13 protein-coding genes are annotated in these 15,836 nt (G+C 63.7%); 8 read left to right on the plus strand and 5 right to left on the minus strand.

Annotated elements, in window-relative coordinates:
* The first annotated feature begins 69 nt into the window (after nucleotides 1–69).
* From M3I56_RS10805 to M3I56_RS10815, 3 genes are read left to right on the plus strand one after another with little or no spacing between them, the layout of a single operon-like run.
* Nucleotides 70–507: a MarR family winged helix-turn-helix transcriptional regulator gene (locus tag M3I56_RS10805; RefSeq protein ID WP_254353803.1), complete on the plus strand. Its 438-nt coding sequence runs from the start codon at nucleotides 70–72 to the stop codon at nucleotides 505–507.
* A gap of 56 nt (nucleotides 508–563) precedes the next feature.
* Nucleotides 564–2,087 (plus strand): efflux transporter outer membrane subunit, encoded by a 1,524-nt coding sequence (locus M3I56_RS10810; RefSeq protein WP_254353804.1) that lies wholly within the window; start codon nucleotides 564–566, stop codon nucleotides 2,085–2,087.
* A 34-nt stretch (nucleotides 2,088–2,121) separates the two neighbouring features.
* Nucleotides 2,122–3,417: an HlyD family efflux transporter periplasmic adaptor subunit gene (locus tag M3I56_RS10815; RefSeq protein WP_254353805.1), complete on the plus strand. Its 1,296-nt coding sequence runs from the start codon at nucleotides 2,122–2,124 to the stop codon at nucleotides 3,415–3,417.
* Here M3I56_RS10815 and M3I56_RS10820 read toward each other — a convergent pair.
* The 4 genes from M3I56_RS10820 to M3I56_RS10835 form a co-directional block, all read right to left on the minus strand.
* Nucleotides 3,414–4,361 carry a LysR family transcriptional regulator gene (locus tag M3I56_RS10820; RefSeq protein WP_254353806.1) on the minus strand — a complete coding sequence of 316 codons (948 nt, stop codon included), beginning with the start codon at nucleotides 4,359–4,361 and terminating at the stop codon, nucleotides 3,414–3,416. The genes M3I56_RS10815 and M3I56_RS10820 overlap by 4 nt on opposite strands.
* Before the next feature lie 70 nt (nucleotides 4,362–4,431).
* Nucleotides 4,432–4,731, minus strand: a complete 300-nt coding sequence (locus M3I56_RS10825; protein ID WP_254353807.1) for a helix-turn-helix transcriptional regulator — start codon at nucleotides 4,729–4,731, stop codon at nucleotides 4,432–4,434.
* A gap of 28 nt (nucleotides 4,732–4,759) precedes the next feature.
* Nucleotides 4,760–5,338 (minus strand): AraC family transcriptional regulator, encoded by a 579-nt coding sequence (locus tag M3I56_RS10830; RefSeq protein WP_254353808.1) that lies wholly within the window; start codon nucleotides 5,336–5,338, stop codon nucleotides 4,760–4,762.
* A gap of 6 nt (nucleotides 5,339–5,344) precedes the next feature.
* Entirely contained in the window at nucleotides 5,345–8,170 is a 2,826-nt protein-coding gene (locus tag M3I56_RS10835) for a 2-oxoglutarate dehydrogenase E1 component (RefSeq protein WP_254353809.1), read from the minus strand.
* 311 nt (nucleotides 8,171–8,481) lie between these two features.
* Between M3I56_RS10835 and M3I56_RS10840 the strand changes: the two genes are divergently transcribed.
* Together M3I56_RS10840 and mug are read left to right on the plus strand one after the other, a co-directional pair.
* Nucleotides 8,482–9,447, plus strand: a complete 966-nt coding sequence (locus M3I56_RS10840) for a GlxA family transcriptional regulator (RefSeq protein ID WP_254353810.1) — start codon at nucleotides 8,482–8,484, stop codon at nucleotides 9,445–9,447.
* Nucleotides 9,440–10,006, plus strand: a complete 567-nt coding sequence (gene mug, locus M3I56_RS10845) for a G/U mismatch-specific DNA glycosylase (RefSeq protein ID WP_254353811.1) — start codon at nucleotides 9,440–9,442, stop codon at nucleotides 10,004–10,006. The genes M3I56_RS10840 and mug overlap by 8 nt, the downstream gene beginning before the upstream one ends.
* 5 nt (nucleotides 10,007–10,011) lie before the next feature.
* Here mug and M3I56_RS10850 read toward each other — a convergent pair whose 3' ends face one another.
* Complete coding sequence (locus M3I56_RS10850; RefSeq protein WP_254353812.1) at nucleotides 10,012–11,013, minus strand: LysR family transcriptional regulator; 1,002 nt, start codon at nucleotides 11,011–11,013, stop codon at nucleotides 10,012–10,014.
* 501 nt (nucleotides 11,014–11,514) lie between these two features.
* Here M3I56_RS10850 and M3I56_RS10855 point away from each other — a divergent pair.
* From M3I56_RS10855 to M3I56_RS10865, 3 genes are read left to right on the plus strand one after another with little or no spacing between them, the layout of a single operon-like run.
* Nucleotides 11,515–13,140, plus strand: a complete 1,626-nt coding sequence (locus M3I56_RS10855; RefSeq protein WP_254353813.1) for an MFS transporter — start codon at nucleotides 11,515–11,517, stop codon at nucleotides 13,138–13,140.
* 12 nt (nucleotides 13,141–13,152) lie between these two features.
* On the plus strand, nucleotides 13,153–14,241 hold the full coding sequence (locus tag M3I56_RS10860; protein WP_254353814.1) for an HlyD family secretion protein: 1,089 nt from the start codon (nucleotides 13,153–13,155) through the stop codon (nucleotides 14,239–14,241).
* Nucleotides 14,238–15,770 carry an efflux transporter outer membrane subunit gene (locus tag M3I56_RS10865; protein WP_254353815.1) on the plus strand — a complete coding sequence of 511 codons (1,533 nt, stop codon included), beginning with the start codon at nucleotides 14,238–14,240 and terminating at the stop codon, nucleotides 15,768–15,770. The genes M3I56_RS10860 and M3I56_RS10865 overlap by 4 nt, the downstream gene beginning before the upstream one ends.
* Nucleotides 15,771–15,836 lie beyond the last annotated feature (66 nt).

The raw sequence follows: 15,836 nt of genomic DNA on the forward strand, positions 1-15,836 counted from the left end.
GCTCGCGTGTTTTTCTTGACAGTATCTGACACTGCAGATATTGTGCTGTTCAACACGGAGGATGTCGCGATGGACCACTACACGACGAGAAATTTCATGCTCACGGAAAGTGTCGGCTTCAGAATCGTCAAGGCGCGCAATCTGGTCGTCGCGGAGATGGACGCGGCGCTCAAGGACCTCGACATCACGGGCCAGCAAATGGGCATTCTGCTTTCGGTGAAGCAGGGTGTGGCGACCACGCCGTTCGAACTGTCGAAGCTGCTCGGCATCGATACGGGCCTCATGACGCGGATGCTGGACAAGCTGGAAACCAAGGGTCTGCTCGAGCGTTCGCGCGACGCAGACGACCGTCGTGTGGTCAATCTGAACCTCACCGCAAAGGGGCTGGAAACGGCGGACCAGATTCCGGACGTCGCGCCGCACGTGTTGAACGCACGCCTGCGCAAGTTCACCAAGGCGGAGTTTGCCGAACTGAACCGCCTGCTTCGCAAGTTCACAGACGACTGAACGGTGCGGCCGTGGTGCCGCGCTTTTTTTCGACCATTAATCTGATATGTCAGAAAATGAAATCTCAGACTTCTAAAGCAAGCATCGGTACCCGTACGCTGAAGCTGGGCGTGTCGGCGATTGCAATGGCCACGCTGGCGGCTTGCGCCAACTACGCGGGCATCCACAGCGACAAGCAGATGGCCCAGCCGCAACAGTACGAGACGGCGCAGAGCCTGCCGCAAGAACAGGGGCACTGGCCGTCCGCCGATTGGGTCGACCAGTTCGGCGACGCGCAGCTGAAGGCGCTGATTGCCGAAGCGCTGCAGGGCAGCCCGAGCGTCGAGCAGGCCAAGGCGCGCGTGGCCCAGGCGCAGGCCTATAGCGAAACCGCGAAGGCGGGCACGCTGCCGCGCGTGGACGCCAGCTATACGCTCACGCGCCAGCAGTACAGCAGCACGGCGCTGATTCCGCCGCCGTACGCCGGCTCGTGGCAGACCGAAAACAAGGGCTTGCTGACCGCTTCCTACGATCTCGACCTGTGGGGCAAGAATCGCGAGGCGCTGCGGGCAGCCGTTTCGGAGACGGCCGCGAGCGAGGCCGACGAGGAAGTCGTCAAGCTCACGCTGGATACCTCGATCGCACGCACCTACAACCAGCTGGCGCGGCTCTATGCATTGCGCGACATCGCGCAGGAAGAAGTCACGCGCCGCGAGCAGATCGACCGCATCACGGCGGGCCGCATTGCCACGGGCCTCGACACGCAGGTGGAGCGCAAGACCGCGCAGGCGAACCTGGCGACCAGCCGCTCGCGGGTGAGCGCGCTCGACGGCAGCATTCTCACGACGCGCTACCAGTTGGCCGCGCTGATGGGCAAGGGCCCCGACCGCGGGCTCGCGATCACGCGGCCGACGCTGGGCGTGGGCGACGAGGTGCGTTTGCCGGACAACCTGCCCGCCGACCTCGTGAGCCGGCGCCCGGATATCGTTGCGGCCCGCTGGCGCGTGGACGCGATTACGCATGAGGTGAAGGAAGCGAAGGCCGAGTTCTATCCGGACATCAACCTGAGCGCCGCGCTCGGTCTCGACGCGTTCGGCTTCGGCCGCTTCCTGACCGCCGCGAGCCGCACGGCCTCGGTGGGCCCCGCGGTCCACCTGCCGATCTTCGACGGCGGCGAGCTGCGTGCGCAGTTGAAGGGTCGCTACGCCGAGTTCGACTACGCGGTGGCCGCTTACGACCAGACGCTCATTGGTGCGCTCAGCGGCGTGGCCACGCAGCTCGCGCAGATCCATTCGAGTGATGCGCAGCTCGTCGATGCCCAAACCGCGCAGCAGGCGGCACGCGACGCCGACCAGCTCGCGATCACGCAATACAAGGGCGGCCTGACCAATCAGCTCACGGTGCTCAACGCCGACGTCACGGCACTGAACGCCGACGAAGCCATCGCCAACCTGAAGATGGATCGCCGCGACGAGCAGATCGCGCTGGCTTCGGACCTGGGTGGCGGCTATGTCGACACCTCGGCCGATACCGGCCACCACGCGGACGCTGCCGCCCAACCCAACCCTCAAGCCAATTCCGTCATTGCCGCCGCGCGTTGAACGGCATGTTTGCAAACCCGTCAGGAGAACTGAAATGAGCGAAACGATCACGACCGACCGCGAGCCGGTGGATCAACGCGACGAGAAAAAAAACGGCGCGCAAGCGGCCCCGGCCAACAATGACCAGCAAGCCACGCCCCCGGGCCGCCGCAAGCGCCTGATCGCGCTGCTCGGCGCCTTCACCTTGATCGCGGGCGCGGCCTATGGCGCGTACTACTTCACGGAAGGCCGCTTTCACGAATCGACCGACGACGCCTACGTGAGCGGCAATCTTGTGCAGCTCACGCCGCAGGTCACGGGTACGGTGGTCGCCGTCAACACCGACGACACGCAGATCGTGAAGGCGGGCGACCCGGTCGTGACGCTCGATCCGGCCGACGCAAGAATCGCGCTGGCCGATGCCGAAGCGTCGCTCGGCCAAACCGTGCGACGCGTGAGCGGCCTCTATGTCAACAACGACTTTTATGCGGCGAACGTGGCGCAACGCGAATCGGACCTGGCGCGCGCCAACGACGATCTGCGCCGCCGCGCCGCGGTGGCGGACTCGGGCGCCGTTTCCGCCGAAGACATTGCCCACGCGCGCGACGCCGTGCAGGCCGCACAGGCCGCGCTCGACGCCGCACGCCAGCAGGGGGCGGCGAATCACGCGCTGACCGATCGCACGTCGGTCGAACAGCATCCGGACGTGCAGGCGGCCGCCTCGAAAGTGCGCGCGGCCTGGCTCGCGTATGCGCGCGATACCTTGCCCGCGCCGGTGACGGGTTATGTGGCGCAGCGCCAGGTGCAGGTGGGCGAGCGCGTGTCGCCCGGCACGCCGCTCATGGCGATCGTGCCGCTCGACGGCGTGTGGGTGGACGCGAACTTCAAGGAAGTGCAGCTCAAGCACATGCGCATTGGCCAGCCGGTGACGCTCACTGCCGATGTCTACGGCTCGAGCGCGAAGTATCACGGTCGCATCGAAGGCTTTTCGGCGGGCACGGGCAGCGCCTTCGCGACACTGCCGGCGCAGAACGCCACGGGCAACTGGATCAAGATCGTGCAGCGCCTGCCGGTGCGCATCGCGCTCGATCCACGCGAACTCGCGGCGCGTCCGTTGCGCATCGGCCTCTCGATGACGGTGGATGCCGATACGCGCGACGACTCGGGCTCGCAGCTCGGCGCGGCGCAAAATACGCGCTATCGCACCGATGTCTTCGCACAGTACGACGCGCAAGCCGACGGCGAGATCGAAAAGATCATCAAGCAGAACGAAATGGCGGCGCCTGCGACTGCATCACAACCCACGCCGCAACGTGTGGCGGCGCGCGCTCATAAGGGAACCGCGGGCTAAGCGAGTCTGGCGGCGCCCCGGCAAAGCGCTTGCGCATCCGCAGCAAGCGCTTTGGGCACCGCCTCGCGCAGGTCATCCATGAACGTCTTGATCTTGGCGTCGAGGTACTTGCGCGAGGCATGCACCGCGTAGGCGGTGAGCCGCTGCAGACGATATTGCGGCAATACACGCACCAGCGCGCCGCTATCGAGCATGGCGAGCGCCGTCGACATCGGCAGCGCGCCGATGCCCACGCCTTCGCGAAGGGCGACGCTTAGCGCATCGGGAAGATTGATTTCGACGGGCGCCTTCGGGAACGCCACCGTCTCCCGGCCGTTGGGGCCGTGCAGATGCCAGCGATCGCGCGGAAAGAACGTCGTGACGAACTGCAGGCACGTGTGAGCCTCCAGGTCGTGCACCGTGCGCGGCACGCCGTGGGTATCCAGATAGGCGGGTGCCGCACACAGCACGTTATGGACATCGCCGAGCCGGTGCGACACGAGCCGCGAGTCCGGCAACTCCGTCGTACTCAATTGAAACATCACGTCGTAGCCGGCCTCGATGATATCGGGCGTGTGCTGCGACAACGTCAATTCGATCGATACCGCGGGATGCCGCTCGCGATAGCGCACGAGCGCCGGGACCACATAGGCCTGGCCGAAGCTCGGTGACGCATGAATACGCAGCCGTCCGGAGGGATTGACCTGCGCATTGGCCGCCTCTGCCTCTGCCTCGTCGACACACGCGAGGATGCGCTCGCATCGCTCCAGATAGCGCTGACCCGCCTCGGTTAGCGAGAGCCGCCGCGTACTCCGATGCAGCAGGCGCGTGCGCAATTGCGACTCGAGTTGCGAGACCGCCCGCGACGCATTGGCGGTTTGAATATCCAGACGCGAGGCCGCGCCCGTAAAGCTTCCTTCTTCCGCTATGCGGACGAAAATCCGCATCATGTCCAGCTTGTCCATTACGCGTCTTCCACGGATAGATCTGTCTCGCACGCAGCTACGACGCAAACTCGCGCCACGCCAGATTCTCCTATAAATGCAGGGAAATCTGTTCGGCGAATGTCCGTATCACTTCTTCGTTACGTGACAGAAACATCCATTGTCCGACTCGCGTCGAAACGAGCAGTCGCGCTTCGACCAGTACGGCAAGATGCGCTGACATAGTGGACTGCGAGAGTCCGCTGCGTGCCTGGATGGCGTGTGCGGGCACGCCGCGACCCAGATCGACATGGCCCTCTGGAAAGGCATCGGCGGGGACCTTCAGCCACGCGAGGATGTCGCGCCGCAGGGGATTGGCGAGTGCTTTGTGAATCCGGTTCGCGTCTATCATGGCGTTCCTTGCGCGTGCAAGCCGTGCTTCAATGCGGCTGCATCAACAGCGTTCTGGCGATGGTTCCCGCGGCACCTTCCCCAAGGTCTTCCCGCACGATCGACAGCGCCAGGTGAATGCCGGCGCTTGCGCCGCCCGATGAATAGAGGTTGCCATCCTTCAGGCAGCCGGGATTGGACATGACGTGCACCCGTGGATATTCGGCCGCGAGGCGGTGAGCGTCGCGCCAATGCGTGGTCAGCCAGCGGCGGTCGGCAACGCCGGCGCGCGCCAGCAGGAACGCGCCAGTGGAAATGCAGGCCAGCCTGCGCGTGGCGGCCCCGGCGTCGCCGAGCCACGTCACGAGTTCGCGATGCTCACGCGCCGAACTGACCACGGGAGACCCGGGCACCACGACGACATCGAACGGCGTGCTCGTTTCGAACAGGCATTCCGTGGTGCCCACCGCCGTGCCGTTGGAAGACAGCACGGGCCCAGGCGAGGTCCCGACGAGGTGCGGTTCATAAAACGCGCCGCCATACAGGCGATTCGCTGCATGAAACACATCCATCGGGCCGCTCACCTCGAGCAGTTGAAACCCCGCATAAAGCATCATCGCGACACGCATGCGCGGTTACCCCATGAACGCCTGCTCGACCAGCGCGGATTGCCGCGCGACGTGCGCCGAATGGTAGCCCGGCGCGGTCGATGCGCCGGCGTCAGGACCGGCGTAGGCCAGCTTCGCACCCGTTGGCAGCAGGTCGCGCAACTGCGGTTCGACGAAACTCCATGCGCCCTGGTTGCGCGACTCCTCCTGACACCAGACGACGGTCTTCAGGTTGGGATAGCGCGCGAGTTCGGCGGCCAACTGTTTTGCTGGAAACGGATATAGCTGTTCGACACGGATGATCGGCGTGTCGGCCGCGTTCGCGCGGCGATGCTCGAGCAATTCGAAGTACACCTTGCCTGTGGCCACGATCACGCGCTCGACGCTGGATGCCCGCGACGCCTCGACCTGCGTATCCGGCAGAACCTCGCGGAATGCGCCCTCGCTCAACTCCTCGAACGTGCTGACCGCTTCCGGATGCCGCAACAGCGACTTGGGCGTCATGACGACAAGCGGGCGGCGATCGGAGGCGAGCGCCTGCATGCGCAGCAGATGGAATAGTTGCGCCGGCGTGGTTGGCTGGGCGACACGCATGTTGTCCTGCGCGCTCAACTGCAGATAGCGTTCGAGCCTCGCCGATGCATGCTCGGGTCCCGCGCCTTCCTGCCCGTGAGGAAGGAACAGCGTCAGGCCGCTGCGTTGCCCCCACTTGGCGGCGGCCGCCGCGATGAACTGGTCGATCACCACTTGCGCGCCGTTGGCGAAGTCACCGAATTGCGCCTCCCAGATCACCAGCGCATCGCGGTTCACCGTCGTGTAGCCGTACTCGAACGCGAGCACCGCCGCTTCGGAGAGGATGGAGTTCGTCACATTGAAGCGGCCCTGCGCTTTGTCACTCGCAACACCGAGATGATCGAGCGGAATATAAACGCCATCTGGCCGGTTCATGCGCGTTTGATCGTGCAACACGGCGTGACGATGATTGAACGTCCCGCGCGCGCTATCCTGCCCGCTCAGTCGAACGCTAACCCCCGCGCCGAGCAGCGAAGCGAATGCCAGATGCTCGCCCATGCCCCAGTCGAGCGGCCGTGTTCCCGAGGCCATTTCCTGGCGCCCGGTCATCATCTTCTTGACCAGCGGATGGAGCGCAAGGCCCTCAGGAACGGTCGAAATCTGATGCGCGAGACGGCGCAGCGTTTCACTCGAAGGGGTGGGGTGAGAAGCCGGGCTCACCGCTTCCTCGCGTGAAGAGGCCGCGTCGGAGCCGTCGGTTTCGTTCGCACGCTTGAGCAGTTCACGCCGCGCGCTGACGTAGCCCTCTGCTTCTTCGGCCGTCAACACGCCTTGCTGGATCAGCTTCTGCGCGTAGCGGGTTCTTACACCGGGATGGCTGGCGATCGCGCGATACATCAGCGGCTGCGTGATGCCCGGCGTGTCCTGCTCCTGGTGCCCGAATTTGCGGAAGCACACGAGATCGATGACCACGCTCCGTCTGAACGCGGTGCGATAGTCGAGGGCAAGGCGCACCGCCATCGCGACGGCTTCGGGGTCGTCGCCGTTCACATGCAGGATGGGCGCCTCGATCATCTTCGCGATGTCGGTGGTGTAGAACGACGAGCGCGTGTCGCGCGGATCGGACGTCGTGAAGCCGATCTGATTGTTGACGACGATATGAAGGGTGCCGCCCGTGCCGTGGCCGCGCGTATAGGAGAGGCTCATGGTTTCCATCACGACACCCTGGCCGGACATCGCCGCGTCGCCGTGTATCTCGACCGGCAGAACCTCGACCCCGTCGGCGCTGCCCAGGACCTCGCCCTTGGCGCGCGCCATGCCTTGCACGACCGGATTGACGATTTCCAGATGTGACGGGTTGAACGCGAGCATCACTTCGACCGGTCCCTCGGGCGTATCGACCGAACTCGTAAAGCCCTTGTGATACTTCACGTCGCCTGCGGCAAGTCGGTCGGGATCCTTGCCATCGAACTCGTCGAACAGCGCACGCAACGGCTTGCCGACGATATTCGCCAGAACGTTCAGGCGTCCGCGGTGCGCCATGCCCATCACCACCGCGCGCAACTTTTTCGAAGCCCCGTAGCGGACGACTTCGTCGAGCATCGGAATCAGCGACTCCGCGCCTTCGAGCGAGAAGCGCGTCTGCCCGACGTAGCGTGCGTTAAGGTATTTCTCGAGGCCTTCTGCCGCGCTCAGGCGTTCCAGCAGCCGGCGTTGTTCCTCGGCCTGCAGCGACGGTCTGGCTCGCGTGGATTCGAGCTGCATCTGCCACCAGCGCCGCTGTCCGGCGTCGGTAAGATGCATGAATTCGGCGCCGAGCGTGCCCGTGTAGGTTTGCTCCAGCGCCGCGACGAGCGCTTGCAGCGTGGCGTCGTCGTCGAACAGGAACGTGTCGGCGGTGCTGAATGTCGTCGCCATGTCCGCGGCCGTCAGGCCGTAATAGGCTGGCGTCAACTCAGCGTAGGCGCGTGGCGGCGTCCACATCAGCGGATCGAGATCGGCCGTGCGCGTGCCGATCATGCGGAACGCGGCGATCAGCGACTGTACCGCGACCTGCTTGCGCGCAAGGCCAAGGCCGGAGTCGTTTGCGACGGTGGTATCGGCCTGGACGATCATGCGCGGCGGCCGCTTGGCAAGCTCCACAAAGCTGGAAATGACGGGGGCGTGCGGCTCGTCATCGCGATCGCTGCCGTCGATAGCGGGCGTTTCGCGCAGTGCATCGAACCACACCCGCCATTCACTGGTGACCGCATCCGGGTCAGCCAGGTAAGTTTCATATTGCTCTTCGACGTAAGGGGCGTTGCCCCCGAAGAGGAAAGAGCTCTGACGTTCTTTCAACATGATGAATCTGCCTTTGGTCGGTGTGCGGTCCAATGTCGGGCGCAACACGTGGAGTGATGGCGATAACGCCTTCCGGTCCGCCCGGGTTGTTTGCCCTGCCGCAGTCGTGAATAGAGTCTAGTTATGCGGGGCAGCGGGCGAAATGCGCGCGTGGTGCCGCCGCCTGCCAACTAGTGGATGTTTTGGGCCACGCTGCCGATTTGTTACACCGACGCAAAATACTTTTTCCGGGGACAGACTGCACCAGCTAATGACGATGCGTTAAGCTGCGCCACGGTCCTGGTTGGGACACCACCTCTGAAGGTCACGGCATGAAAGTCGCCATTGTTGTATTCGATGGTGTGCAGGCGCTAGATGTTGCAGGCCCACTCGATGTGTTCGCCGAGGCGAACACATTCCTCTCCGAGCATCAGCGCTACGAGGTGACACTCGTCGGGCGCGAGGCGGGCGCCGTGACCTGCTCGAACGGCATGCAACTGGCGGTCTCGCTTGGCTATGCCGACAGCGACGTGCAATGGAACTTGCTCCTCGTAGCCGGTGGGCCGCAGTTGCCCGACCTGCATCCGTCGAATGCGTTTCTGGCCTGGCTGCAAAATCAGGCGCGCAGTGCAAGCCGATTTGGTTCGGTGTGCAACGGCGCATTCGTACTCGCTCATGCAGGGCTGCTCGATGGCAAGGACGTGACGACTCACTGGTCGGATGCCGGCCGTCTCTCCAATGAATTCCCGCACGCCAATGTGCAGCCGGACCGGATTTTCGTTCGCGACGGGCGGCTGTTCACGTCGGCGGGCGTGACCGCGGGCATCGATCTGTGCCTGGCGCTGGTGGCGGAAGACTGGGGACACGAACTGGCGGTGCGGGTTGCGAAGCGGCTGGTGGTGTATATCCAGCGCGAAGGCGGGCAGTCTCAGTACAGCCCGTATATCGGCGCCGGTAAGGACGAGGACCCCATACTCAGCAAGGTGTATCGCTACGTGAGCGAACATATCACCGATACGCTTTCGATCGAGGCGCTGGCGAGCGCGGCTGCCGTGAGCCGACGCACCTTGTCGCGCATATTCGCCAAGAACGCAAAGGTCACGCCCTCCGTATTCGTCGAGCAGGTTCGCGTCGACACGGCGAGAAAGCTGCTGGAGGACACGGATGCACCGCTCAAGACGGTTGCATTCAAATGCGGCTTTCATAGCGCCACGCATATGCGCACGACGTTCTCGCGGCGCCTGAACGTCACGCCAAAACAATATCGCCTGCGATTCCGCGGGGAGGCGAGTGCGTAGCGACGATTGCCTGGCGGAGCCGGCGCGCGCCGATTGTGCGCCGTGTCTTCCCGATATCATCGAGCCCGGTCTGTCGATACTGTTTTGCGGGATCAATCCGGGCATGCGTGCGGTCGCCACGGGGCACCACTTCGATGGCAGAGGGAACCGGTTCTGGCGAGTGCTCCATCGCGCCGGCTTTACGCCGGAAGAATTTCGCCCCGAGAACGACCGTGAGTTGCTGCAGCATGGCTTTGGTCTGACTACGGCGGTCTCGCGCGCGACGGCACGCGCGGACGAATTGTCGAGAGCGGAGATTCAGGCTGCTGCGGCGCAATTCGAACGGAAGGTTCAACACTACGCGCCACGGTTTATCGCCTTTCTTGGCAAGATGGCGCTTGCCGAAATGTCGGGCAAGCGAGATATCCAGTGGGGTTTGCAGTCCAGCCAGTGCGGCGGCGCGTGTGCATGGGTTTTGCCGAACCCGAGCGGCTTGAATCGCGCATTCAGCCTCGACGCGCTCGTGAGCGCCTACCGCGAACTTCGCATAGCGGCTCAGATTTCCTCAGTTGTCGATTGAATGAATCAGCGACTGCGGATATTGTGCAGGCGCAGCGGGATGCCTTGCGAGTTCGCGCTTGCCTGGACCGGGCGTACCCTTTCGCCTTCGGTCGTCAAGCCGCTCGCGCATTGAAGATACGCATTGTTTCGCAGCGTTTCGGTCACGAACTCGACGAAGGACCGAATCTTTCCGCTCGTTCCGCGCCGTTCGACATGAAGCAGGTTGACCGGCGCCGATTCGGGCTCGTACGCGCGCAAAATGGGCACCAGATTTCCGGAGGACACTTCGGTTGCGGCCTGGTAAGACAGCAACTGCGTGATACCCACGCCGTCTTCCGCGGCCGAAATCGCGGCGGCCGCCAGATTGACGATCAATCTCGGCTGCAGCCGTACAGGAATCTTCGAGTTATTTTCGTAAAACATCCACTCGAACGGTTGGGAAACGCCGGTAAAGGAAACGCAGTGGTGGCCGACCAGGTCTCGCGGATGCATGGGCTCTCCATGCCCGGCGAGATAAGCGGGTGACGCAAAAGTTTGCCGCCGCACGGATCCCAGGCGCACCGCGAAAGTCGACGAATCTTCGAGATGGCCAATACGTATGGCGATATCCACGCCTTCTTCGAGCAGGCGCGTGGGACGATCGAGGTAAACGGCGTTCACGCTGACGTCGGGGTAGCGCAGCGTGTAGGCGTTGACGAGCGGGGCGATGAAGCGCTGGCCGAGTTGGACCGGCGCGGTAATCGTGAGCGTGCCCACCGGGTTGGCGGGATCCACGGCAATATGCGACTCCGCGTCGGTGATGCCATCGAGCAGCTTGCGGCAGGCCTCGAGGTAAGTGGCGCCCGCGTCCGTGGGCCGGACCGAGCGTGTCGTGCGCGCGAGCAACTGGGCGCCCAGGCGCGTTTCGAGCGAGTTGACCGCCCGCGAGACCGCCGCTCGCGACAAGCCGAATTTTTCGGATGCGGCGCTGAAGCTGCCGCGTTCGACGATGGCTACAAAAACCTCCATCTCGCGTAATCTGTCCATCTTGACTTCCCAATCTGAGTCTCTTGCAAACGGATAACAAAAGTAAAAGCCTTTCGGCGCCTACCGTTGCTGGTTCGTTTTCAAACCTTCGTTAATCGTGTCTACCGCGATTAACCCGCGGCCTGGATGCATACGTCGCGATTCTAAGCATCGTGTGCCGCCTGGTAGCGCCTCGCAACCTGGATTGGCTCAAAAGCGTGCAGAAATGACCCGTGCGTAATCAGTCAGGTTTGCGTTGCCGCAGCGCACACGCGCTGCCGGATCATGACCGGAGGGCCTGGCAAAATTCTCGTACTAGATGGCCCAAAATCAGACCAGGCGAGACTTTAAGAAATTGGGTTCATCTCTGACAATAAAGCACTCAGTGAACAGCAACAATGCGCGGCGCACCGACGGTGTGGTCATCGCATCGCGTGCGGACGCAGGAAGCTGAATTGCCTCGCAGTGAAATAGCTACATCAAACAGCACAGCTAACGAAACCAGAGAAGTTGCCGATCCTCATGACAACTGCTAACCCTTTGACGACTGGACCGGAAGCGGCAACGGCCCCGCAGGCGCAGGAGCCAGGCCCCGTACGCGAAGCCGTGGCGCCGACGCAGCCTGCCCCCGCGCAAATGGCGTTTACGGGGCGCATTGTCGTGGGCCTGCTCGGCATGTTGTTCGCTTCGTTGCTGGCTATCCTCAACGAACAGGTTACCGCGGCAGCGATGGCCGATATCCAGGGCGCGTTCCTGATCGGGCATGACGACGGGACGTGGCTGACCTCGCTCTTCGAAGCCGCCAACGTCGCGACGATGGTATTCGCACCCTGGTTCGGCATCACCTTTACGCTCAAGCGCTTCACGATCGGCGCTGTGCTCGCCACGATGTTGTTTGGATTGCTGTGCCCGTTTGCGCCGAATCTGGCGACGCTCTACGTCTTGCGTATCTTCCAGGGAATCGCGGGCGGCTGTCTGCCCCCCATGCTGATCATCGTGGCGCTGCGTTATCTGCCGCCCAAATTCAAGCTGTATGGGCTCGCAGGCTACGCGCTCACTGCGACCTTCGGACCGGCGCTCGGCACACCGCTCGCCGCGTTGTGGACGGAGTTCGTGAGCTGGCGCATGGCGTTCTGGCAAATCATTCCGCTCGGCGTGCTGTGCTGTATCGCGATTCAGCAGGGGCTGCCCGACGATCCAGTCAAGCTCGAGCGCTTTCGTACGTTCAACTGGATCGGGTTGATGACGGGCTTCCCCGCGTTTGCCATGCTCGTGACCGGGTTCTTGCAAGGTGACCGGCTCGACTGGTTCGAATCGGACTTTATCCGCGTGATGCTTGGCGGCGGCGCGCTGCTGCTCGTGGTCTTCCTCGTCAACGAGTGGTTTCAGCCCGTGCCCTTCTTCAAGCTCCAGTTACTCGAGCGCAGAAATTTCACGCATGGACTCTCGACCTTGCTCGGCACCGTGATCCTGCTGGTCGGCGTCGCGGCGATACCTGGGCAGTTTCTCGCGAAAGTTCACGCGTACCGGCCGCTGCAGACGGCGCCGCTCTCGCTGTTGCTTGCCGTTCCGCTGCTGATTACGCTCCCTTTGACGGCGGCGCTATTGAACACGCGGCGCGCCGATCATCGCTGGGTGATCGCTATCGGTCTGTCGCTGATGTTCACGACGTGCGCACTCGGCAGTTTCATGACGTCCGAGTGGATTCGCGACAACTTCTATGTGCTGCAGGCGCTGCAGATCATCGCGCAGCCCATGGTGATCATGTCGATCCTCATGGGCGTCACGACGGGTCTGCCGCCCGCGGAAGGCCCGTTTGCTTCGGCCATGTTCAATACGGTCAAGACGTTCGCCGCCGCCATCGCGACGGGTCTGATCGAGGGGGTGGGCACCGCGCGCGAACATTTCCATTCGAGCATGCTCGTCGACCAGCTGGGCAACCGCGCGCTGGTGGCAGGCCCCGGCCTCGATACCCCCTACGCGCTGGGGCAACTCGCGCACCGTATTCACGAGCAGGCCGTCGTGCTGACTTCCGCCGATCTCTACCGGGTGATGGCGTGCGTTGCGCTCGTTCTGCTTCTTCTTGTTCCGGTGCTGCCGGTGCGGATCTATCCGCCGTGGAGCACTACGCCGCCCGCTTCGAAATGAGGTCCGTTTTCCATGTCATCGACTAAACCCACCCCCACACCGTCCAGGCTGAAATGGCTTCGTATTGCGGCAGTCGTCGCCATTGTCGGCGTTGCTGCGTGGGGCGGCACGAAGCTCCTGTCTCACTCCAGTTCGGAATCCACGAACGACGCCTACGTCACCGCGGATTTCACGCTCGTCGCGCCGCGAGTCGCGGGGCAGATCACGGACGTACTGGTGAACGATAACGAGGACGTGAAGGCCGGTCAGCTGCTGGTGCGCATCGACGACCGCGACTATCACGCCGCGTTGATGAGCGCCGAGGCGGAGGTGGTGGGCGCGAAGGCGTCGGTGGCGAACTTCGAAGCGGAGATCGCGCGCCAGCCCTCGCTCGTCGATCAGGCGCGCGCCACGCTGCGCGCCGACGATGCGTCGATCGGCTTCGCGCGGGCCAACGCGGCGCGCTACCAGAATCTTTCCACGGCGGGTGCGGGGACCGCGCAGGAGCAGCAACAGGCTTCGAGCACGCTCGCCGAGCAGCTCGCGCAGCAGTCGCACGATCAGGCGGTGCTCACGGCCACCCAGCAGAACCTGGACGTCCTGCGCACCGAGCGCGACAAGGCAGCCGGTGCACTTCAACACGCCGAAGCGGTGCGCGAACAGGCGAAGCTCAACCTCTCCTATACGGAGATTCGCGCGCCGGTCGACGGCAAGGTGGGACGCCGCTCGGCGCGGGTCGGCGCATTCGTGACGCCCGGCGCCCCTGTGCTGGCCATCGTGCCGCTTTCGGATGCGTATGTCGTCGCCAACTTCCAGGAGAGCCAGATCACGCATATGCGGCCCGGCGAAAGCGTGCGGGTGACGGTCGACAGCCTTCCCGGCGTAGTGATCCGTGGCCGCATCGACAGCCTTGCGCCGGCGACCGGCGTGAGCTTCGCGCCGATCGCACCCGACAACGCAACCGGGAACTTTACGAAGGTGGTGCAGCGCGTGCCCGTCAAGATCACGATCGATCGCGGGCAGCCTGCTGCAGCGGCATTGAGCGTTGGGCTCTCGGTGGAAGCCGAAGTGGCCGTTGGCCGGGGCGAACAAGCGTCGGCCGAGGGAGCGGAAAGCAAATGAACACGAGCAACTATGCTATCCGCGCGATCTTTCTCGCGGTTCTCGCATGCCTGGCGTTCCTGACAATAGCCGGTTGCACGGTGGGTCCCAACTTCGAACCGCCAAAGTCGCCGACGCCCGAGGTCTTCAACCGCACGCAGACGGCGCAGGCGCCGAGCAAAGCCGTGGAAGGCCAGTTTGGTCCGGAATGGTGGACACTGTTCAACGATCCGGTATTGAACGGCCTGGAAAAGCAGCTCGCCGACGCAAACCTGGACGTGGCGGCGGCCTCCGCGCGCCTGCTGCAGAGCCGCGCCGAGCGCCGCGTGGCGGGCGCAGCCGAATATCCGACGCTCGACGGCGCCGCATCGTATAACCGCGAACGCGGCAGCGAAAACGGCATCCTCTCGCTGCTTGGCGTGACGCCGACGCAAAGTCAGCCGCAGTCGGCCTCCGGCAGCGCGCCTCTCGGCGTGGCGGCGATGCCGGGGTCCAAGGGTTCGCCCGCCTATAACCTGTATCAGGCCGGCTTCGATGCTTCATGGGAGGTCGATATCTGGGGTCGCGTGCGACGCAGCGTGGAAGCGGCGACGGCGCTGTCCCAAGCCTCGTATGAGGACCGCAACGCCGTCTTGCTGAGCGCGCGCGCGGAGCTTGCGCGCGACTATATCGAACTGCGCGACACGCAGGAACTCCTGCAGATCGCGCATCAAAACCTGGACATCGCCAACGACGCGCTGAAGCTCACGCAGGTGCGCGCGCATGAAGGCGTGACCACGGACCTGGATGTCTCGAACGCTTCGGCGCAGGTGGAGAATATCGAAAGCCTGATTCCCACGCTCGAATCGCACTCCGAAACGACGATCAATGCAATCGGCCTGCTGCTCGGCGAGGAGCCAGGCGCGCTGCGCGAGACGCTCGCTGCAACGCAGGAGGTACCCGTGCTGCCGGCGCAGGTCCCGATCGGCTTTCCTTCCGAACTCGTGCAGCGCCGGCCCGATATCCGCAAGGCAGAAGCGGACCTGCACGCGGCGACGGCGTCGATCGGCGTGGCGAAGGCCGATTTTTATCCGCGCATCATGCTCAATGGAAGCGCGGGCTTTCAGAGTCTTCAGCTTTCGAGTCTGGCCAGTTGGGCGTCCGGACAGTTTGTCGTTGGCCCTTCCATTACGTTTCCCATCTTCGAAGGCGGCCGCCTGAAAGGCACGCTCCAGCTGCGTGAGGCGCAACAGCAGGAGGCCGCGATTGCCTACAAGGAGACGGTGCTGCGCGCGTGGCAGGAGGTGGACGACGCGCTCGTCACCTACGACGCCGAACAGCGCCGCCGCGACCGGCTGGCCCAGGCCGTGACCATGAACGAGCGCGCGCTCTCGGTCGCGAGGGAGCGGTACAAGGCGGGGGCGCTCGATTATCTCGACGTGTTGAACGTGCAGAAGCAGTTGCTCGAAGCACAAAGCAATCTCGAGCAAAGCAGAGCCACGGCCGCTACGAATCTCATTACGCTTTGTAAGGCGCTGGGCGGGGGATGGGAGTCGACATACGGCGGGTAAGCCATAGCCAGAATGCCCGCTAGTCTCGCGCATCATCATTGTTCAGGACAATCGATGACGGTGCGG

Source organism: Paraburkholderia sp. CNPSo 3281 (assembly GCF_024206515.1).
Lineage (GTDB): Bacteria > Pseudomonadota > Gammaproteobacteria > Burkholderiales > Burkholderiaceae > Paraburkholderia > Paraburkholderia nodosa.